Annotated in this window: 22 protein-coding genes; 13 read left to right on the plus strand and 9 right to left on the minus strand. The window is 62.3% G+C overall.

Annotation, left to right across the window (positions count from 1 at the left end; all coding sequences use genetic code 11):
- Nucleotides 1-105 precede the first annotated feature (105 nt).
- The 4 genes from ACQ4WS_RS05660 to ACQ4WS_RS05675 all read left to right on the plus strand — a co-directional run bounded on the left by ACQ4WS_RS05660 (nucleotide 106) and on the right by ACQ4WS_RS05675 (nucleotide 3,271).
- A complete protein-coding gene (locus ACQ4WS_RS05660) occupies nucleotides 106-1,284 on the plus strand; it encodes an acetyl-CoA C-acyltransferase (protein WP_436474444.1) in 1,179 nt (392 codons plus the stop codon).
- Between the two features lie 86 nt (nucleotides 1,285-1,370).
- Nucleotides 1,371-1,673, plus strand: a complete 303-nt coding sequence (locus ACQ4WS_RS05665; RefSeq protein ID WP_436474446.1) for a Dabb family protein — start codon at nucleotides 1,371-1,373, stop codon at nucleotides 1,671-1,673.
- A 116-nt stretch (nucleotides 1,674-1,789) separates the two neighbouring features.
- Nucleotides 1,790-2,785 (plus strand): NADP-dependent oxidoreductase, encoded by a 996-nt coding sequence (locus ACQ4WS_RS05670; protein ID WP_436474448.1) that lies wholly within the window; start codon nucleotides 1,790-1,792, stop codon nucleotides 2,783-2,785.
- Nucleotides 2,786-2,845: 60 nt separating this feature from the next.
- A complete protein-coding gene (locus ACQ4WS_RS05675; protein ID WP_436474450.1) occupies nucleotides 2,846-3,271 on the plus strand; it encodes a GNAT family N-acetyltransferase in 426 nt (141 codons plus the stop codon).
- A gap of 97 nt (nucleotides 3,272-3,368) precedes the next feature.
- On the opposite strand, the gene ACQ4WS_RS05680 is transcribed toward ACQ4WS_RS05675, so the two are convergent.
- The 9 genes from ACQ4WS_RS05680 to ygfZ all read right to left on the minus strand — a co-directional run bounded on the left by ACQ4WS_RS05680 (nucleotide 3,369) and on the right by ygfZ (nucleotide 12,893).
- Nucleotides 3,369-4,379 (minus strand): ABC transporter permease subunit, encoded by a 1,011-nt coding sequence (locus tag ACQ4WS_RS05680; RefSeq protein ID WP_436474452.1) that lies wholly within the window; start codon nucleotides 4,377-4,379, stop codon nucleotides 3,369-3,371.
- 24 nt (nucleotides 4,380-4,403) lie between these two features.
- Nucleotides 4,404-5,903: a sugar ABC transporter ATP-binding protein gene (locus ACQ4WS_RS05685; RefSeq protein WP_436474454.1), complete on the minus strand. Its 1,500-nt coding sequence runs from the start codon at nucleotides 5,901-5,903 to the stop codon at nucleotides 4,404-4,406.
- Between the two features lie 77 nt (nucleotides 5,904-5,980).
- The gene (locus tag ACQ4WS_RS05690) at nucleotides 5,981-6,916 is read right to left on the minus strand and encodes an ABC transporter substrate-binding protein (RefSeq protein ID WP_077404737.1); all 936 of its coding nucleotides are present in this window, start codon (nucleotides 6,914-6,916) and stop codon (nucleotides 5,981-5,983) included.
- A gap of 64 nt (nucleotides 6,917-6,980) precedes the next feature.
- Nucleotides 6,981-7,931 (minus strand): transaldolase, encoded by a 951-nt coding sequence (gene tal, locus ACQ4WS_RS05695; protein WP_436474456.1) that lies wholly within the window; start codon nucleotides 7,929-7,931, stop codon nucleotides 6,981-6,983.
- 2 nt (nucleotides 7,932-7,933) lie between these two features.
- On the minus strand, nucleotides 7,934-9,418 hold the full coding sequence (gene xylB, locus ACQ4WS_RS05700) for a xylulokinase (RefSeq protein WP_436474576.1): 1,485 nt from the start codon (nucleotides 9,416-9,418) through the stop codon (nucleotides 7,934-7,936).
- Nucleotides 9,419-9,449: 31 nt separating this feature from the next.
- Complete coding sequence (locus tag ACQ4WS_RS05705) at nucleotides 9,450-10,457, minus strand: LacI family DNA-binding transcriptional regulator (protein WP_436474458.1); 1,008 nt, start codon at nucleotides 10,455-10,457, stop codon at nucleotides 9,450-9,452.
- Between the two features lie 294 nt (nucleotides 10,458-10,751).
- Entirely contained in the window at nucleotides 10,752-11,489 is a 738-nt protein-coding gene (locus tag ACQ4WS_RS05710) for an NRDE family protein (protein ID WP_436474460.1), read from the minus strand.
- Entirely contained in the window at nucleotides 11,480-11,770 is a 291-nt protein-coding gene (locus tag ACQ4WS_RS05715; RefSeq protein WP_436474462.1) for a DUF4936 family protein, read from the minus strand. The genes ACQ4WS_RS05710 and ACQ4WS_RS05715 overlap by 10 nt, the downstream gene beginning before the upstream one ends.
- A 7-nt stretch (nucleotides 11,771-11,777) precedes the next feature.
- Nucleotides 11,778-12,893, minus strand: a complete 1,116-nt coding sequence (gene ygfZ, locus ACQ4WS_RS05720) for a CAF17-like 4Fe-4S cluster assembly/insertion protein YgfZ (protein ID WP_436474464.1) — start codon at nucleotides 12,891-12,893, stop codon at nucleotides 11,778-11,780.
- Between the two features lie 176 nt (nucleotides 12,894-13,069).
- Here ygfZ and mltG point away from each other — a divergent pair, with 176 nt between their 5' ends.
- The 9 genes from mltG (at nucleotide 13,070) to ACQ4WS_RS05765 (ending at nucleotide 19,397) form a co-directional block, all read left to right on the plus strand.
- Nucleotides 13,070-14,056: an endolytic transglycosylase MltG gene (mltG, locus tag ACQ4WS_RS05725; RefSeq protein WP_436474466.1), complete on the plus strand. Its 987-nt coding sequence runs from the start codon at nucleotides 13,070-13,072 to the stop codon at nucleotides 14,054-14,056.
- 24 nt (nucleotides 14,057-14,080) lie between these two features.
- Nucleotides 14,081-14,722, plus strand: a complete 642-nt coding sequence (gene tmk, locus ACQ4WS_RS05730; protein ID WP_436474468.1) for a dTMP kinase — start codon at nucleotides 14,081-14,083, stop codon at nucleotides 14,720-14,722.
- A 15-nt stretch (nucleotides 14,723-14,737) separates the two neighbouring features.
- Complete coding sequence (locus ACQ4WS_RS05735; RefSeq protein WP_436474469.1) at nucleotides 14,738-15,766, plus strand: DNA polymerase III subunit delta'; 1,029 nt, start codon at nucleotides 14,738-14,740, stop codon at nucleotides 15,764-15,766.
- A 10-nt stretch (nucleotides 15,767-15,776) separates the two neighbouring features.
- Nucleotides 15,777-15,962: a VOC family protein gene (locus ACQ4WS_RS05740; RefSeq protein ID WP_436474471.1), complete on the plus strand. Its 186-nt coding sequence runs from the start codon at nucleotides 15,777-15,779 to the stop codon at nucleotides 15,960-15,962.
- A gap of 97 nt (nucleotides 15,963-16,059) precedes the next feature.
- Nucleotides 16,060-16,839 (plus strand): TatD family hydrolase, encoded by a 780-nt coding sequence (locus ACQ4WS_RS05745; protein WP_436474473.1) that lies wholly within the window; start codon nucleotides 16,060-16,062, stop codon nucleotides 16,837-16,839.
- Nucleotides 16,840-16,855: 16 nt separating this feature from the next.
- A complete protein-coding gene (locus ACQ4WS_RS05750; RefSeq protein WP_436474475.1) occupies nucleotides 16,856-17,506 on the plus strand; it encodes an ankyrin repeat domain-containing protein in 651 nt (216 codons plus the stop codon).
- Between the two features lie 270 nt (nucleotides 17,507-17,776).
- Entirely contained in the window at nucleotides 17,777-18,700 is a 924-nt protein-coding gene (locus tag ACQ4WS_RS05755) for a class I SAM-dependent methyltransferase (protein ID WP_436474477.1), read from the plus strand.
- Between the two features lie 100 nt (nucleotides 18,701-18,800).
- Nucleotides 18,801-19,049 (plus strand): hypothetical protein, encoded by a 249-nt coding sequence (locus ACQ4WS_RS05760; protein ID WP_035819046.1) that lies wholly within the window; start codon nucleotides 18,801-18,803, stop codon nucleotides 19,047-19,049.
- Between the two features lie 153 nt (nucleotides 19,050-19,202).
- On the plus strand, nucleotides 19,203-19,397 hold the full coding sequence (locus ACQ4WS_RS05765) for a hypothetical protein (protein WP_436474479.1): 195 nt from the start codon (nucleotides 19,203-19,205) through the stop codon (nucleotides 19,395-19,397).
- The last annotated feature ends 9 nt before the right edge of the window (nucleotides 19,398-19,406 follow it).

The raw sequence follows: 19,406 nt of genomic DNA on the forward strand, positions 1-19,406 counted from the left end.
CTTACAAATGGACAGGCGCCAGAACTTTGCGAACGACCGTACTTAAATGTGCTATTCTGATTCCGCAGATACCCACCCATAATATTTCCCACAAGGAGACACAGCATGAATGAAGCCGTCATCGTATCGACCGCCCGCACGGGCCTGGCCAAGTCCTGGAAGGGCGCCTTCAACATGACGCATGGCGCCACCCTGGGCGGCCATGTGCTGGCGGCGGCCGTCGAGCGCGCGCGCATCGAGGCGGAGGAAGTGGAAGACGTGCTGGTCGGCTGCGCCTTTCCCGAAGGCGCCACGGGCGGCAATCTCGCGCGCCAGGTGGCCTTGCGCGCAAGCTGCCCCGTCACGACGGCGGGCATGACCGTCAACCGTTTTTGTTCCTCTGGCTTGCAGGCCATCGCCCTGGCGGCGCAGCGCATCATTGCCGGCGAAGGCGATATTTATGCGGCGGGCGGCGTGGAGTCGATTTCCTGCGTGCAAAATGAGATGAATATGCATATGGTTCGCGACGTCTGGCTGCAGCAGCACAAGCCGGAAGTGTACTGGCCCATGCTGCAGACGGCCGAAACCGTGGCCAAGCGCTACCAGATTTCGCGCGAGCGCCAGGATGCCTACGGCGCGCAAAGCCAGCAGCGCGCCGCCGCGGCCCAGGCCGCCGGCCTGTTCGACGCGGAAATCGTGCCGATGAGCACCATCATGGGCGTGGCCGACAAGGCCAGCGGCATGCTGGTGTCGCGCGAAGTGACGATCTCAAGCGATGAAGGCATCCGTGCGGACACGACCTACGACGGCGTGGCCAAGATCCGCCCGGCCATTCCTGGCGGCGTCATCAGCGCTGGCAATGCCAGCCAGTTTTCCGATGGCGCGGCGATGGCCATCGTCATGAATGCGAAAGTGGCCGAAGCGAAAGGGCTACAACCGCTGGGCATCTTCCGCGGCTTTGCCGTGGCTGGCTGCGAACCCGATGAAATGGGCATCGGCCCCGTGTTTGCCATCCCGAAACTGCTGAAAAAGGCGGGCTTGACTGTCGCCGACATCGGCCTGTGGGAACTCAACGAGGCGTTTGCCGTGCAAGTGCTGTATTGCGCCGATACCCTGGGCATCCCCATGGAGCGCCTCAACGTGAATGGTGGCGCGATTGCCGTCGGCCATCCCTACGGCGTGTCGGGCGCGCGTTTGACGGGCCACGCCTTGATCGAAGGCAAGCGCCGTGGCGTCAAATACGTGGTGGTGACCATGTGTATCGGTGGCGGGCAGGGCGCGGCCGGGCTGTTTGAAGTCGTCTAGTCTGGCCTGATGGCGTGCGTGCTGCAGAGTGGGCCGATAGCGGTTACAGTATCGGCTCTCTCCGCCTACTCTGCATCGCATCGACCATGATCAAGCACATCGTTTTCTGGAAACTGTTAGACCACGCCGAAGGCGCCGACCGCGCCACGAATGCCTTGAAACTGAAAGCCTTGCTCGATTCCTGCGCGGACCTGGTACCCGGCATCCTGACATTCGAGGTAGCCGTGGCCCAGCCGGGCCTGGAAGCGACCTATGACATCGTGCTCTACAGCGAATTCGCCAGCCGCGCAGCGCTCGACGCCTATCAGAACCATCCCGAGCACGTCAAAATCAAACCGTTTTTTGGGGCGGTGCGGGAGGCGCGGCAGTGCATGGACTACGAAGTGTAAATCTGGGGTCAGTCGCTTCGCGATCGGAATGCGTCCCATTGGGACACATTCCCCCGTCGGGTCTGACCCCGGTCTTTGCTCTAGGGTTTAGATTGTTCGTCCAACAAGGAGCATTCATGAGCACCTACCAACGCATCGTCCTCGCCTCGCGCCCCACGGCCGAAGTGCAGCCGGACAACTTCCGCCTGGAAACTGTCGAGATTCCCGCCATCACGGATGGTGAATTGCTGGTACGTAACCAGTTCCTGTCGCTGGACCCTTACATGCGCGGGCGCATGAGTGCAAGCAAAAGCTATGCGGCGCCGCAGGCGCTCGACGAAACCATGATCGGCGGCACGGTGGGCGTGGTGCTGGAATCGAAGCATGCGAAGTTCGCCGCGGGCGACACGGTGGTGGGGACGTTGGGCTGGACGGAAGTGGCGGTATCGGACGGCACCATGCTGCGCAAGGTCGACACGACGCACATCGCTGCCTCGGCCTATCTGGGCGCCGTCGGCATGCCGGGCATGACGGCGTGGTATGGCTTGAACCAGATCATGGCACCAAAAGCGGGCGACACCGTGGTCGTGTCGGCCGCCAGCGGCGCCGTCGGCAGCGTCGTCGGGCAACTGGCGAAATTGAAAGGCTGCCGCGTCGTCGGCATCGCCGGTGGGGCGGAGAAATGTGCGTATGTCGTCAAGGAACTGGGTTTCGATGCCTGCGTCGACTACAAGGCGGGCAATCTGGAAGCCGACCTGGCGGCGGCCACGCCGGACGGCATCGACGCCATCTTTGAAAACGTGGGCGGGACCATCTTCGATGCGGCCCTGGCGCGCACCAACGCCTTTGGCCGCGTGGCCGTGTGCGGCTGGATTGCCGGCTACAATGGCGAGCCGACGCCGCTCGACAATGCGCGCTTCATCCTCACCAACCGCCTCACCGTACGCGGCTTCATCGTCTCGGAGCAGCCGGAATTCTGGCCGCAGGGACTGGCGGAACTGGGTGCTCTGGTGGCGACGGGCCAGCTGAAATTGCGCGAATCCGTGGCCGATGGCCTGGCCAGCGCGCCCGAGGCCTTCATCGGTCTGTTGAAAGGCCGTAACTTCGGCAAGCAGTTGGTCAAGCTCAGCTGATCTCTCTGTGGAAAGGCAGGCCGTGCGACAATAACGGCCTGTCTCTTTCTACATTACACCATGACCAAGCACACCATCCGCCTCGGCGACTGGGCCACCCTGGGCCCTGATGCTACCGCCATCCGTTTTGAAGTTTTCGTTGATGAACAGAAAGTCCCGGCGGAGATCGAACTCGACGACATGGACGCCGTCTGCCTGCACGCCGTTGCCTACGACGACTTTGGTGCCGCCATCGGCACGGGCCGTTTATTGCCAGACGGTCACATCGGCCGCATGGCCGTGCGCCAGCCGGGCCGTGGCACGGGCGTGGGCGGTGCCATTTTGACTTTGCTGATGGAGAAAGCGCGCGCACGGGGCGATGCGGCGGTGGTGCTGAATGCGCAAACCGTGGCCGCGCCATTCTATGCGCGCCACGGTTTCGTGCAGCTGGGGGAACAATTTGAAGAGGCGGGGATTGCGCATGTGGAGATGCGGCTGGTGTTCTAGGGTGTTGTCGGATTACGCGCGTAGCGCTAATCCGACCTACGACGTCAACGGTAGGTCGGGTTAGCGCGCAGCGCGTAACCCGACACCACCAGCACCATCAGTTCTGCGCGTGCGACTGGCGCCATTTATCCAGGATCACGGCCAGCACGATCACGACACCCTTGGCCACATACTGCCAGAACGATGACAGTCCCAGAATCGTCAAGCCATTGTTCATCACGCCGATGATCAGGGCGCCGATGACGGTGCCCCAGACGGAGCCCACGCCGCCCATCAGGCTGGTACCACCGAGCACGACGGCAGCGATGGCGTCCAGTTCATAGCCCGTGCCCCAGTTGCCGTTGGCCGCGTACAGGCGGCTGGCCGACATGGCGCCGCCCAGGCCCGCGAACAGGCCGCTGATGGTGTAGACAAACATCAGCACGAGGCCGACCTTGATACCGGTCAAACGTGCCGCCTGGATATTGCCGCCGACGGCGTAGATATGCAGGCCGAGCGTGGTCTTGCGCAGGATGAACCAGGTCAGCACGACGACGGCCGCGGCCAGCCAGATCAGCCAGGGAATGGCCAGGAAGCTGCCGTTACCCATCCATTCGAAGCTGGGGATTTCCGTGTTCAGCACGCTGGTGCCGTCGGCGAACAGGTAGGCGGCGCCGCGCAGGGCCGTCATGGTGCCCAGGGTGACGACGAACGGGTTCAGGCCGACGAGGGCTACCAGCACGCCATTGAGCGCGCCCAGCAGCAGGCCGACGATGAGGAAGGCGGGAATCGAGAAACCGGCGAATTGCGCCGACAGCGACATCAGCATGCCTGCCACGGCCGAGACGGCCAGCACCGAGCCGACGGACAAATCGATGCCGCTGGTCAGAATGACGAAGGTCATGCCGGAGGCCAGCACGATATTGATCGACACCTGGCGGAAGATGTTCATGGTGTTATTGCTGGTCATGAACGTCGACGTGCCGTCGGCCGAGAAATACACGGTCAGGCCATACATGGCCAGGTAGAGCACCACCAGCACGGGCAGCATGCCCAGGCGGCGCATCAGGTTCGAGGCATTGAAGGGTTGGCGCGCGCTTGCGGCGCCGCCGGTAGTGGTGGTAGTCATGATAGTTCTCCCTGTATTGATTTTTTAAGCGGCGTCCAGATGGGTGGCATAGGCGAGGATGTTTTCCTGCGTGATGTCGTCGCCCGTCACTTCGCCCGTCAGGCGTCCTTCGCACATCACCATCACGCGGTCGCAGATGCCGACCAGCTCGGCCAGTTCGCTGGAAATGCACAGCACGGCCGTGCCCGCATCGGCCAACTGGTGGATGATCTTGTAAATTTCACTCTTCGCGCCCACGTCCACGCCCCGCGTCGGTTCGTCGAGAATCAGCACTTTCGGGGCGATGGCCAGCCAGCGCGCCAGCAAGACTTTCTGCTGGTTGCCGCCAGAGAGCCCGCCGACGATGCCTTCCGGCCCCGACACCTTGACGTTGAGGTTGGCAATCGCCTCGCGCGTCAGCTGCGTCAGTGCGCCACGGTTGACCACGCCCGCCGTGGAATGCTTGGACAGGATATTCATCGACATGTTTTCCATGGCCGACAATTGCATGAACAAGCCCAGGCTCTTGCGGTCTTCCGGCAGGTAGCCGATGCCGTGGCGGATGGCCGCCAGTGGCCGCTGGATATGCACTTCCTGGCCATCGAGCCACACTTGCCCCGATTGCTTCTTGTCGGCGCCAAAGATCAAACGCGCCAGTTCCGTGCGGCCCGCGCCAACCAAACCGGCGAGGCCCGTGACTTCGCCCGCATGCAGGGCGAACGAGGCAGGCTTGACCTTGCCACCGCCCACGTTTTCCACGCGCAAGCGCTCGGCGCCCCGCGTGGTGCGGCGCTGGTGCGCATAAAAGTCGTCGGCGGGGCGGCCCACCATCATTTGCACGACTTTCTTTTGATCCAGCTCATCCTTGCCCAGTTCGCCCACATAGGCGCCGTCGCGCAGCACCGTGATGCGCCGCGCCAGGCGTTCCACCTCGGCCATGCGGTGGCTGATGTAGAGCACGGCCAGGCCCTTGTCGCGCTGTTCTTCGATGATGCGGAACAATTGTTCGGTTTCGCGGTCGGACAGGGCGGCAGTGGGCTCGTCCATGATCAGGATGCGGCTTTCGTGCACGAGGGCGCGGGCGATTTCCACCTGCTGCTGTTCGGCGATCGACAGGGACGAGACCATGGTGTCGGCGTCGAAACGGGAACCAAGGTCGGCCAGGATGGCGTTCGTGCGCGCGCGCATTTCGCCGCCCTTGACGGTCCAGAACGGTCCTTGCGGCTCGCTGCCCATGAAGACGTTCTGCGCCACCGTCATGTTCTTGGCTACGCTCAATTCCTGGTAGATCAGATTGATACCCAGGGCGCGGGCCTCGCCCGGGTTGCGGATACGGATCGGTTTACCGTCGAGTATGATTTCACCCGCATCGGGGGTGTACACGCCCGAGAGGATTTTCATCAGGGTGCTCTTGCCGGCGCCGTTCTCTCCCATCACGGCATGGATTTCACCGCTGCGCACCGTCAGGTGCACGCCGCGCAGCGCGCGCGTGGCGCCAAAGCGCTTCTCGATGCCGCGCATTTCAAAAATAATATCGTCGCTCATGACTGTCCTTCCTTGCTGGTGAAACTGGCGCCGCCCGCCAACTGGCCGGCGGCGCCACGTGGTTCAGGTCAGGCAGATCAGTTCTTTACCCAGCCCGTGTAGGTGGCGACGTTTTCCTTGGTGATGGCCGGGGTCGGCAACAGCACCATGGTTTGCTTCGGCGTGCGCCCGTTCATGATGTCGTAGCCCATCTGCACGGCGTCGGTCGCCATGCGGTAGGGGTTTTGCGCCGAGGTGGCGGCAAACAGGCCGGCCTTGTTCTTCAGGGCGTTCTGGCCATCGGGCGCGCCATCGACGGCCGTAATCAGTTTCACGTCCGTGCGCTTCGATTGCTTGATCGCCAGTTCGGCGCCGATGCCCGTCGGGTCATTGATGGCGAATACGCCGTCGATCTTCGGATGGGCCGTCAGCAAATTCGACATCACGGTCATGCCGCCGTCGCGGCTGCCGCCCGCGTTCTGGTTGTCGGACAGGATCTTGATATCCTTGAACGCGGCCAGGGTTTTCTTGCAGCCATTCACGCGGTCGATCACGGACGTGACCGGCGGGCCGTTGAGGATCACCACATTGCCCTTGCCGCCGATCTGCTTGGCCAGGTAGGCGCACGAGACGTCGCCCGCCATGGTGTTGTCGGACATCACGGTGGCGGAAGCGCCCACGGCGCCCACGTCGACGGCGATCACGACCACGCCCGCATTGCGCGCCTTCTTGATGGCTGGCGCGATGCCCTTGGAATCGACGGCGTTCAGGATGATGATGTCGGTTTTATTGGCGATGAAGTTCTCGATCTGGTCCACCTGGGTGTTCAGGTCATACTTGCTGGACACCGTGGTGACTTTCACGCCTGGGCCGCCCAGCTTTTTCGCGCTTTCTTCCGCGCCGCGGCCGATGGCCACGAAGAATGGGTTGGCCAGGTCGCCCACGCTCACGCCGATGGATTTGAGCGGTTTGTCGGCGGCGAAAGCGCCGCAGGCGGCGGACAGCAGCAGGGAGGCGGTAATGACTTTTTTCATGAGGATCTCCAAGGGTTTTTATTGTAAAAACAAACGGTGCTACGGGTGAAACTTATTGACTGCGTTAGTGAGTACGTAATTTCTCGATCATGGCGTCCAGCTTGCCCGCATCGATGGCAAAGCCGCGTATGCCTTCGGCAAGTTTTTCCGTTGCCATCGCATCGTCGTTCAAGGCGTAGCGGAAAGCGGCCTCGTCATACGTGATGGCTGGCTGCGCCGCGCCCAGGTCGCCGCCCAGGGCACGCTCGAACGGGGCGTCAAGCGCTTCGAGCTTGGCCAGCAGGTCCGGGCTGATGGTCAGCAAGTCGCAGCCGGACAGGGCCGTGATCTGTCCCACGTTGCGGAAGCTGGCGCCCATCACTTGCGTGGCGATGCCATGTTGCTTGTAGTAATTAAAGATGCGCGTGACGGACTGCACGCCTGGATCGTTGGACAGGCTGCGCGCCGTTTCGTCCCATGCCGCGCCCAGCGATTTTTTGTGCCAGTCGTAGATGCGGCCCACGAATGGCGAAATCAGGCGCACTTGCGCATCGGCGCAGGCGACGGCCTGGCAAAATGCAAACAGCAGGGTCAGGTTGCAAAAGATGCCATCGGCTTCCAGTTCGCGCGCCGCCTGGATGCCTTCCCAGGTGGCGGCGATCTTGATCAGCACTCTTTCGCGTCCGATGCCGGCCGCTTCGTACAGGGCGATCAAACGGCGCGCCCGGGCCACGGTGGCGGCGCGGTCAAAGCTCAGGCGGGCATCGACTTCTGTCGACACGCGGCCTGGCACGACTTTTAATATCTCCAGGCCGAAGCGCACCAGTACCTGGTCGACGATATCGTCCAGCGTAGCGTTCTTGTGCGCGGCGACCGTGCTTTCCAGCAAGGGCGCGTAATCGGGCTGCAGCACGGCCTTCAAGATCAGCGACGGATTGGTGGTGGCGTCTTGCGGCGCGAAGCGCGCCAGTTGCAAGAAGTCGCCCGTGTCGGCGACGACGGTGCTGTGTTGCTTCAATTGTTGCAGCTGATTCATTACTATTCCTTATCACTGAGTTGGTGCAAGGCTTGCACGGCGGGAAACAGGCTACGGTAGCGGCCGTAGCGGATGCTCAAGGCTGCGCTGTGCGCGGCATCGGGCAGAAAAGTGTTTTTGATGGGCAAGCTGGTGGCCAGCAGCTGGCGCTGGCCGATGGCGGCAAAGCCCAGCTTGGCCGCGCCCAGGCTGGCCGACAGTTCACTGTTGTGCAGGGTGCGCATTTCGCGGCCCAGCACATTGGCCAGCAACTGCGCCCAGTACTGGCTGCGCGCGCCGCCGCCCACCAGCATGCAATGGGGCACTACGGCGCCGGTCGAGGTGACGGCCGCCATGGCGTCGCGCAAGGCAAAGGCCACGCCTTCGAGCACGGCATAAGCGAGCTGCGCTGGCGTGCTGTCGTGGCCCAGCTGCAAGAAGGCGCCGCGCACTTGCGGGTCGTTATGCGGCGTGCGCTCGCCCGACAGGTAGGGCAGGAACAGGGGCGCGGATGGGGCGATGGCGGTATCGAGCGGCAAGCCCGCTTCCACCAGCGCCAGCAGGCTTGCCTCGTCGGGCTGGCCCAGCACACCCGTCGCCCAGCGCAAGCAGCTGGCGCCGGACAGGATCGCGCCCATGGCGTACCAGCGCCCCGGCAGGGCGTGGCAAAAGCTGTGCACGCCGCCGGCCGGGTTGCCCAAGGGCGCTTCGGTGACGGAAACGATGGCGGCGCTGGTGCCCAGCGAGATAAAACTGTCGCCGCCGTTGACGGCGCCGATGCCGACGGCCGAGACGGGATTGTCGCCGCCGCCACCGGCCACCACCACCTCCATGGGCAAGCCCAGCTCGCCGGCGATGGCGGCCAGCACGGTACCCGTGGCGGCATCGCCTTCGGCCAGCGCCGGCATTTGTTCTGGCGCCAGGCCGCAGGCGGCCAGCATGGGCGCGAACCAGGCGCGAGCGGCCTCGTCCAGCCACAGGGTGCCGGCCGCGTCGGACATGTCCGTCAGTTTGATCCCCGTCAAGCGCAAGCGCAGATAGTCTTTTGGCGACAGCAGGCAGGCGATGGCGGCAAACGCGTCAGGCTCGTGCGTTTGCAGCCACAGCAATTTTGGCGCCGTCAGGCCCGCCATGGGCAGGCTGCCGGTCACGTCGGCATACGCGGGATAGTCGCGCGCCAGGGTGGCGGCCTCGGCTTCGGCGCGCGCATCGTTCCACAGGATGGCGGGACGGATCACGTTATCGTTGGCATCGAGCAGCACGGCGCCATGCATCTGGCCCGACAGGCCGATGCAGGCGATCTGCGCGTAGTCCTGCGGCCAGCCGGCGCGCAGCTGGCCCAGCGCGTTGACGCAGGCGGCCCACCAGTCCTGCGGCGCTTGTTCGGACCAGCCCGGTTGAGGGCGGCTGACGTCCAGGCGCACGGAAGCCTGGCCGCGCACACTGCCAGTGCTGTCCATCAGCACGGTTTTCAGTTCGGAGGTACCGAGATCGATACCGAGGGAAATCGCTGGAAGCATGTTGATTTACAGTAAAAGGTCAGGGGCAGCCGCAGGAATTGCGCACGCGCAGGGCCGGCGACAAGCGCTGCACGTGCTGGGCGCGGCCCGGGTTGGCGATGCGGTCGATCAACAGGTCGACGGCCATGGCGCCCAGCTCTTCGAGCGGCTGGGCCATCACGGTCAGGCGGGGGCTGAAATAGTCGGCCCAGTCGAAATCATCGAAGCCGGCCAGCGCGACGTCTTGCGGTACCGCAATGTGCGCGTCGCGCAAGGCATGCATGGTGCCGATGGTCATCAGGTTATTGCCTGCCACGACGGCCGTCGGGCGCTGTGCGGCGGGCAGGGCCAGCAATTCGCGCGTGGCCATGCCGCTGCGCTCCAGATTGGAGTCGCCCGAGCGCAGCAGGTCCGCATCGAAGGCGATATTGGCGCGCTGCAAGGCCAGGCGGTAGCCTGCGATACGCTCGTCCGTGGTGGACAGGCCGGGCGCGCCGGCAATGAAACCGATGCGGCGGTGGCCGTGGGCTGTGATCAGATGGCTGACCAGCTGGGCCGTCGCCTCGATGTTTTCCACGCCCACCTGGTCGAACGGCTGTGGCGACATGCGGTCGACCAGCACGGACGCGATCTTGTTGCTGCTCAAATAGTCGAGGGCGCGGTTGTGGGGATCGCCCGAGGGCGCCAGTACGATGCCGTCGACCCGGCGCTGGTGCAAGTTCTGCACCACTTTCAATTCCTGCTCGGGATCGTCATGCGTATCGGAAAACAGCATCATCAAGCCATGGCGCGTGCAGGCCGCCTCGATGGCGCGCACGGTTTCGCTGAAATAATGATTGGTGAAGGCGGAAATGGCCACGCCGATGGTGCCCGACGACGAGCCGGCCAAGGCGCGCGCCAGCATGTTCGGCACATAGCCGATCTGCTGCATGGCCGCATTGACGGCGGCGACGGTTTTCGGGCTGACCTTGCGGGTGCCGTTGACTACGTGAGAGACGGTCGACAGCGATACGTCCGCCGCCCGCGCTACATCTTCCATGGTGGCCATGGTGTCTCCTGGTGGTTTTATTATTATTGTGTGCTGCGATAGTGTGCGGCTGTGTCGCCGCGTTTGAATCTATCGTAAACAAAAGAAAGCGCTTGCGCAAGCGCTTTCTTTTTTGTGCGGACGCATGCCGAGTGGCTTTTCGATGAAGACAAGGGGAAGCGTGCGTGGGTCGGATCAGCGCGCCGCAGGCACGCGTAATCCGACGTTGGGGATGGCGGCGATGCCGGTTGAGGGGGCTGGTGTTGTCGGCTTACGCGCTTGCGCGCTAACCCGACCTACCCCGACCTACCCGACCTACTGTATCACCAGCTCATGCAGTTCACCGGGGGAGTCCGGGAACAGTTTCACGACGGTGGAAGTGCGCGTGCCGTAGCCCGGCGTTTCGATGCAGACGGCGGAGAGCACACGTTCGAGGTTGAGCGGCACGCCCGTGTCGGGCAAGCGGAAGTCGGGCGCGCGCGTGGTGTCGGCCAGCATGTCGAAATACGCCTCGTCGGGCGCGCCCTGGCACAGCAGGCTGGCGAACTGGGCCTTGGTCTTCAAGACTTTCGGCCACGGCGCGTCCAGCAGGGCGTTCGACAGGCCGTAGATGCCCGGTTCTAACGGTTGGGCATTGCGCGCATCGCCATCGCCGCGGTTGGAAAACCAGATCAGCGTATGCGCATCGCCCAGCACCAGATTAAAGCCGTTGTAGGCTTTGCAGCCGGGGCGGATTTGCGCGATGTAGTCTTGCGGCGACATATTGCCGGCCAGGTAGTCGGCCACCAGGGCGCCGCGCGAGGGGGCGTCCGGGTTGCGGTCTTGCGGACTGCGGATATTCGTGATGGCGGCAAAGCGCGAGCTGCCGCTGCCGCTCTGGGTGATGCCCATCCAGCTGCCGCCTGCCTGCAGGTCGCGGCCCGCATACACTTGCGGGTGTTCAGGCCAGGCGCCGGCGGGGGCGCTGGCGCGTTCATAAAATTCGTCGCGGTTGGCGGCGGCAATCAGCGGGATGTGCGGATTGACTTTCCAGGCAAAAACGATCAGGCACATGGAGGCAAATCCATGAACACTTCCGTATGGCGCGCGCCAGCCGTCAGGGACAGCAAGCCCGCTTCGTCGGATGCGCTGGCCAGCAGTTCGGCAAAACCTTCGCCGACGACGGGATAGATTTCCATCCACGTCTGCAAGCCATCCTTGGCTTCCGGACGGCGCTTGAGTTGCGGTGCGACGCCGGAGGCGGCCGCCAGCTTGGCTTGCAAGGCGCGCACCCGGGCTTCCAGCGCCTGGGCGTGCTCTTCCTTGACTTGATAGTAAATGTACAGATCTTTCATGGCATTCTCACAAGTCGAGTGCGTCGAGCACGTAAGGCATGGGCAGGAACTGCACCTGAACGCCCAGCGCCGAACCGTAGCGCACGGCGCCGGTGGCGCTTGAACCTTCTGCAATCGCCCCCAGCTTCATTTCAACGAGGGCGTCGATGCCGCCCACGCCGTTGGGCGCTGCGTTGACGACCATGCCGCAAGGCTGCTCGGGGTCGCTGACGGCAAACAGTTCGCCGCCGGCCAATACCGCGGGATCGGCAATGCTGACGAGGGTGGTGCGGCGCTTGAGCTTGCCCAAATACTGGCTGCGCGCGACGATTTCCTGGCCCGGGTAGCAGCCTTTCTTGAAATTGACGCCGCCCAGTAATTCAAAATTGACCATTTGCGGCACAAATTGTTCTTGCGTGGCGGCCGTGATCTGCGGAATGCCCGCGTGGATGTCCGACAAGCGCCAGGCGTCATTGCCACCCTTGGCCAGCTGTTGCGTCAATTGCGGCCAGGCGTCGCGCGCCGTGGCGGCCGACGTCAGCCATTCATAGCGGGCGCTGCCGAAGGCATCAGCCACGCGCAGCAGCGTGCCCAGCGCATGCTCAACTTTGCTGAACGGCGTGGCGGGCAGGGTGGAAAACAGAGCGGACAGGGCCGCGCTGGCCCTCTGGCCGCCGAGGCCCAGGATGACCTGCTTGGCTTCATCAAAGGACGCATCGTGCAGCTTGGCCTTGGCGCGCAGCACGAACATCTGCAGGCGCTTCTGGATGGCCGGCTGTATGGCGCGCGGCAATTGCAAATAAATGGTGGTGGCGCTGCGCCACATCAGGAAACTGGCCAGCAGCCGGCCCTTCGGGGTGCAGTAACCGGCCAGGCGCACTTGCTCCTGGCTCAGGTGTTCCACATCGTTGGTCAGCTGGCCATGCAGGAAACTGGCTGCCTCGTCGCCGTTCAAGCCGATCAAGCCTTGGTCCGTGATGGCCGCGACAAAACCTTCTTGCAGCTGGGGCACTGTCAGGGACTGGCCGAAATCGTGGATACAGGCGGCGGCGATAGGGGTGGTGCTATCAGGCGCGCCATCGGAGGCAACGGGGCGGGCGCCTTGTGCTGTTAAAAATTGATTCCAGTTATTCATAATTTCCATTAGATCAGCGATTAAGCATTATCATTACGGGTTCATTATAGTGATGTCGCGCAGATTGCGTCGGCAGCGGCAAGTTTGCCAGTATTGGTGCCGCTTTGCGCGCACTTGCTTCACAAATGAACGATCATAACAAGCGGACGCTGGCCATCAGCGCCCGCATCACAAGAATCGGAACAATGGCTTTCTTTAAAAAACTTGTAGTCAGTTCAGTCATCGCCGCCATCGGCGTCGGCGGTACTTTTGTGTACTGGGCGCAGCAACCCATCACCACGGAAGGCGACGCGATCCCGTTTACGATCGCGCCGGGCAGCGGCGCGCATGCGGCCGGCCAGCAGATTGCGGACGCGGGCGTGCCCATCGAGCCCATCCTGCTCAACATGCTGGCGCGCATCGAAGGCAAGACCTCGAAGATCAAGGCCGGTTCCTACGAACTGAAACCGGGCACCACGCCGCAGCGTCTGATCACGCAACTGGCGCGCGGCGAGTTTGCGCAAGAGTCGCTGACCATCATCGAAGGCTGGACTTTCAAGCAGATGCGCCTGGCGATGGCGAATCACCCTGGCCTCAAGCACGATACCGTGGGCCTGTCCGACAAGGCACTGATGGCGAAAATCAGCCCGGAATATGTGCATCCGGAAGGTTTGTTCTTCCCGGATACGTATCTGTTCGCCAAGGGCGCCAGCGAGATGCAGATTTTCAAGCAGGCACACACGGCCATGATCGGCCGCCTGTCCGAAGCGTGGGACAAGCGCGATCCGGCCTTGCCCTATAAGAACCCGTACGAAGCGCTGATCATGGCTTCCATCGTGGAAAAGGAAACGGGGCAAAAGTCCGAGCGCGCCATGATCGCCGGCGTCTTCGTCAACCGCCTGAAAACAGGCATGCTGCTGCAGACCGACCCGACCGTGATCTATGGCATGGGCGACAACTACCAGGGCAAGATCCGCAAACGCGACCTGGAAGCGGACACCCCCTACAATACCTACACACGCGGCGGCTTGCCGCCCACGCCAATCGCCCTGGTTGGCGCGCAATCGCTGACGGCGGCGCTGGCACCGGCCCGCACGCAAGCGCTGTATTTCGTCGCGCGCGGCGACGGCACCAGCCAGTTTTCGGCCAATTTGCCCGACCACAACCGCGCCGTGAACCAGTATCAGCGTTAATATCATTACAAGATTAAGAGTTTCATGACACAACACTATCAACCCCGTTTCATCACCTTCGAAGGCATCGATGGCGCGGGCAAGTCGACGCATATCGGCTTTGTCACCGACTACCTGCGGCAGCGGGGCGTCAGCCTCGTCTCGTCGCGCGAACCGGGCGGCACCAGCCTGGGCGAAAAACTGCGCGAACTGCTGCTGCATGAAAAAATGCACCTGGAAACGGAAGCATTGCTGATGTTCGCCAGCCGCCGCGAACATATCGCGCAAGTCATTGCGCCCGCCCTGGAGCGGGGCGAGTGGGTCATTTCCGACCGCTTCAGCGATGCCAGCTTCGCCTACCAGGGGGGCGGACGCGGCATGGACCTGGGCAAGATGGAAGCGCTGGAAGCATGGGTGCATCCGCACTTGCAGCCGGACCTGACGTTCCTGTTCGACGTGCCGCTGGCCGTGGCCCGTGCCCGCCTGGACGCCACGCGTGCGCTCGACAAGTTCGAACAGGAGCGATCGGATTTCTTTGCCGCCACGCGCAACGAGTATCTGCGCCGTGCGGCCCAGTTTTCTGAACGCTTCCGCATCATCGATTCCACGCAAAGCATTGCCGATATTCAAGTGCAGCTTGCGCAACTGCTTGATGTATTGCTTGATAAAAGCGTCGCAAGCAACTGATTGGCAAGGAATAAAATGACCAGTTCTCTCTATCCGTGGCAACAGGACGCCTGGCAGCAATTGCAAGCCTTGCGCCCGCGCATGCCGCATGCCATTCTGTTCCATGGTGCGCAGGGCATCGGCAAGGCCGATTTCATCGAGCATTTCGCGCAGGCCTTGTTGTGCGAAGACGTGCGCGCCGACGGCCACGCCTGCGGCGCCTGCGCCTCGTGCGGCTGGTTTAGCCAGGGCAACCATCCCGATTACCGCCGGGTTCGTCCGGAAGCGCTGGAAGACGACGTGGCGGACGATGGCGAAGACGGCGACGGCGCGAAGAAAAGCGCCAAGACCAAGACGCCGTCGAAAGACATCAAGATCGAGCAGATCCGCAACCTGGCCGACTTCATGAACATTTCCACGCACCGCCAGGGCTTGCGCGTGGTGGTGCTGTACCCGGCCGAAGCACTCAACACGCCTGCGTCGAACGCCTTGCTGAAGACCCTGGAAGAACCGCCGCCGGGCACCTTGTTCCTGCTGGCCTCGAACAGCCTGGACCGATTGCTGCCGACGATATTGTCGCGCTGCAGGAAATTTGCCTTGCCCATGCCCAGCCACGAGCAGGCTTTGACCTGGCTCAAGCAACAAGGCTTGAACGATGCGGACAGCTGGCTGCGCGAGCAGGGCGGCGCGCCGCTGGCCGCGCTGGCCCAGTCCGAATCGGGCGGGCGTGAAGAAACGGAACAATTGCTGCAGGTGCTGGCCAACCCGGGCGTGGAAGCGGCCCTGAAAGCGGCCGACAAGCTGCAGAAAGCGCCGCTGGCGCCGCTGGTCGCTTCCTTGCAGCGCTGGCTGTACGACGTGTTTTCCGTCAAGTTGTCCGGCACCATCCGCTACTACCCGCGCCACCGGCGTGAACTCGAAGCGCTGGCCGGTCGCATCAACGTGAGCCGTTTGATGGCTGCCATCAAGGCCGCCAACGAACGCCGCGCGATTGCCGAACACCCGCTGTCGCCCAAGCTGTTCCTGGAAGACATGCTGCTCGATTACGCAACTAGTTGTCAATAGAATCAAATGCTTGTGCTGTAAAGTTAAAGTAAATGACCTATTTCTGGGCGCTGGAGACGGGCTCGCGCAGCAAGCCTTGCGCGACGAGGGCTGTAACGTGCTGGAGAAGGCGCCCGACTCCGAGTATGGCCAGTTCGGCTGGGTCATCGATCCCGAGGGCAACAAGGTGGAGTTGTGGCAGCCGCAGGGGCCGTAGGCGAACCACGCGGGAGTAGCGTGGGAGTAGTTAGCGGCAGGACGGATTTGCGCCTTGCCCCTGCCAGATTCCGCTCCCTCCGGTACAATCCCGCCTTATGTATATCGATTCCCATTGCCATATCAATTTCCCCGAGCTGGCTGCTCGCATGCCCGAGATCCTCGCCAAGATGGCCGAGAACAAGGTGACGCACGCCTTGTGCGTGTCCGTCGACTTGCCGGACTTCCCACAAGTGCTGGCCCTGGCCGAGCAGTATCCGCATATTTTTGCTTCCGTCGGCGTGCATCCCGATTACGAGGACACGCCTGAACCGTCCGTGGAAGATCTGGTGCGCCTGGCCGATCACCCGAAGATCATCGCCATCGGCGAGACGGGCCTCGACTATTTCCGCCTGACGGGCGACCTCGAATGGCAGCGCGAGCGTTTCCGCACGCACATCAAAGCTTCAAGAATCACGCGCAAGCCCTTGATTATTCACACAAGAGCGGCTAGTGTAGATACCATCCGCATCATGCGTGAAGAGGGCGCGGGCGTGTCTGACGGCGGCGTGGCCGGCGTCATGCATTGCTTTACTGAATCGCTCGAAGTGGCGCGCGCCGCTATCGACATGGGTTTCTATATTTCCTTTTCCGGCATCGTCACGTTCAAGAGCGCGAAAGACTTGCAGGCCGTGGCGCTGGAAGTGCCGCTCGAGCGCATCCTCATCGAGACGGATTCGCCGTACCTGGCGCCCGTGCCCTTCCGCGGCCGCATGAATGAACCCGGCTATGTGGCCCACGTGGCGGAATACCTGTCGACCTTGAAAGGCATTCCTCTGGCCCAGGTGGCGCAGCAGACGACGGATAATTTTTTCAAGTTATTCAATCAGTTGTCATAACTTCTTAAGGTTAAACATGATGAAAAAACTCGCCCTGGCGATGCTGCTGTGCTGCGCGGCCGCCAGCCATGCGGCGCCGGAACCGGACGCTTTCTTTCGCGCCGTGTCCGTCAATAATGTCAGCGGCGTGCGCAGCATGCTGGCGGAGGGCATGAATCCGAACCAGCCTGACGCGCAGCGGGGTGACATTCCCCTCGTGCTGGCTTTGCGCGACGATGCGGACCGGGTTTTCCAGGTGCTGCTCGATGCGCCCGGCATCGACCTGGAAGCCCGTTCGGCGAACGGCAACACGGCGCTGATGATGGCCGCCTACAAGCACAAGCAGGACGCCGTGAACGCCTTGCTGGCCAAGGGCGCCAAGGTCAACCAGAGCGGCTGGACGGCGCTGCACTATGCTGCCTCGGCGGGCGACTTGTCCATCATGAAAATCCTGCTCGACCGTGACGCCGTGGTCGATGCGCGCGCACCCGCCAGCGTCACGCCACTGATGTTTGCCGCCCGCGAAGGGCAGGAGGGCGCCGTCAAGCTGCTGCTCTCCTGGGGCGCGGACGCCAGCCTGAAAAGCGACCATGGCTGGACGGCCGTGCAGTTCGCCCAGGCGGGTGACAAGCCCGGCGTGGTCGCCATCATCGACGCGGCACAGAAGGCGCGCGCGGCACGTAAATAAGTACACGCAAGTGATGTTTTAATTTCAATGATTTCCATGCCAGCGCTGAAACTGGCATGGAATTGCCTCTCACCTCAGCCCTTTGTTCTCCCTGCCGATTAACGATAATGGTTGTGTCGCATTAATCAGGAGATACCTCACATGGGTCATCACATCACCGTCAGGCGCCGGCTGTATTGTCGCCGCCCCTCGCGCAGCCCGTGCGATATCACTGCTTTCTGGAATGACAAAACCGATCGGCCATCGGAGCCAGACTCCAAGAGGACAGACATGCTGAATGAACGAGAAATCGAGAGTTGTTACCTGGGGCAATTTATCCCCGTCCACTACCATCACAATATGCTGATGGATCAGAACCGCATGCACGGGTTCAAGTCGGCGATCGATTACGCGGTAAAACCCGGCATGAAGGTGCTGGAGCTGGGCGGCGGCACGGGCGTGCTGTCGTGGTTTGCGGCCGCGCGCGCCGACAAGGTGTGGTGCGTGGAGTTCAATCCGGACATGGTCAAGGAAGCGCGCAAGATGCTGGCGCTCAATCCCAACGGTGAAAAAGTCGAAGTCGTCCATGCGGATGCCTTCGAATACTTGCCACCCGAGCCTGTCGATGTGGTTATCTGCGAAATGATCCATGTCGGCATGCTGCGCGAAAAGCAGGTGGAAGTGATCGAATCGTTCAAGCGCCGCTACCTGGCCCGTTTTGGCGGCCCGCTGCCCATCTTCCTGCCCGAAGCCGTCATCATGGCCGTGCAGCCGATGCAGCAGGAATACGATTTCGAGGGTTTTTATGCGCCCATCGTGCAATTCCAGGAAACCACGGCCATTCATCCTGGCGTGCAGGAACTGGCGCCGCCTTCCGTGTACAGCATCATCGACTTCAGCCAGCCGACGGACAGCGTGTTCGGTTTTGACGGCAAGTTTGTCGTCGAGCGCAGCGGGACCCTGAACGCCTTGCGCTTCGTCACCAAGAATATCCTGGCCGTGGTGCCCGAGCGTTCGACCACCATCGACTGGCTGAACCACTACATGTGTTTGCCGCTGGCCACGCCGGTCGCCGTGAAGGCGGGCGATGTGCTGCAAGTGAGTTTTCAGTACCGCGCCGGCGGCTCGATTCCTTCGCTGGAAGCGTCGATCCGCGCGCAGGTGATCTATGACGTCAGTTTGCAACCAGTGGTACAGAACGCCGTCTACGCATAAGTACCATTAATGTAAAGGCAACGCCGCAGGTATTTCGTCCTGCGGCGTTTGTCCATTCAGGGTATATTTCGTCTTTTAGCCACTGGACAGCTTTACTATCATGGAACAGATCGATCAGCGTTACCTCGTGCAACAGAACAAAATCAGCGATGGCGAGACCAGGCCACCCGTGTTTGCCAAGGTAATGCGCAGCAAGGAAGGCGTGTTTGAAGGCGTGTCCTTCATCAAGTCGAAGGACAAGGCCACCATCATGACCATCGAAGATGCCAACCAGGCTATCAAATGGGCCACCAGCAAGAAGCCGAACGCGCATGAATACATCACGAAAGTGATTTGCGTCGGCCAGTAAGTCCCCGTTCATTCCCGTTTTTGCACCGTTCATCCCCGCAGCACGCAGTTCATCGCATGGCCGTTGTCGCCGTGGCGGCGCTTTTATACAGTGCTGTCACGGTAGCGGGGCAAGCACGGCTTGCTCCGCACATTTCATTCTAGGGGGAAGGCGATGCTGGGATTCGTGCTGTGGCTGTTGCTCTTGCTGGTGTGCTGGCCCCTGGCCTTGCTGGCGCTCGTGCTGTATCCGCTGGCCTGGCTGCTGTTGCTGCCGTTCCGCCTGATCGGCATTGGCGTGGAAGGCGTGTTCGAATTGCTGCGCGCCATCGTCATGCTGCCGGCGCGCGTGCTGGGCGGCTGGCGCTAAACCAGACAT

Source organism: Janthinobacterium leeuwenhoeki (assembly GCF_051380795.1).
Classification (GTDB): Bacteria; Pseudomonadota; Gammaproteobacteria; order Burkholderiales; family Burkholderiaceae_D; genus Janthinobacterium.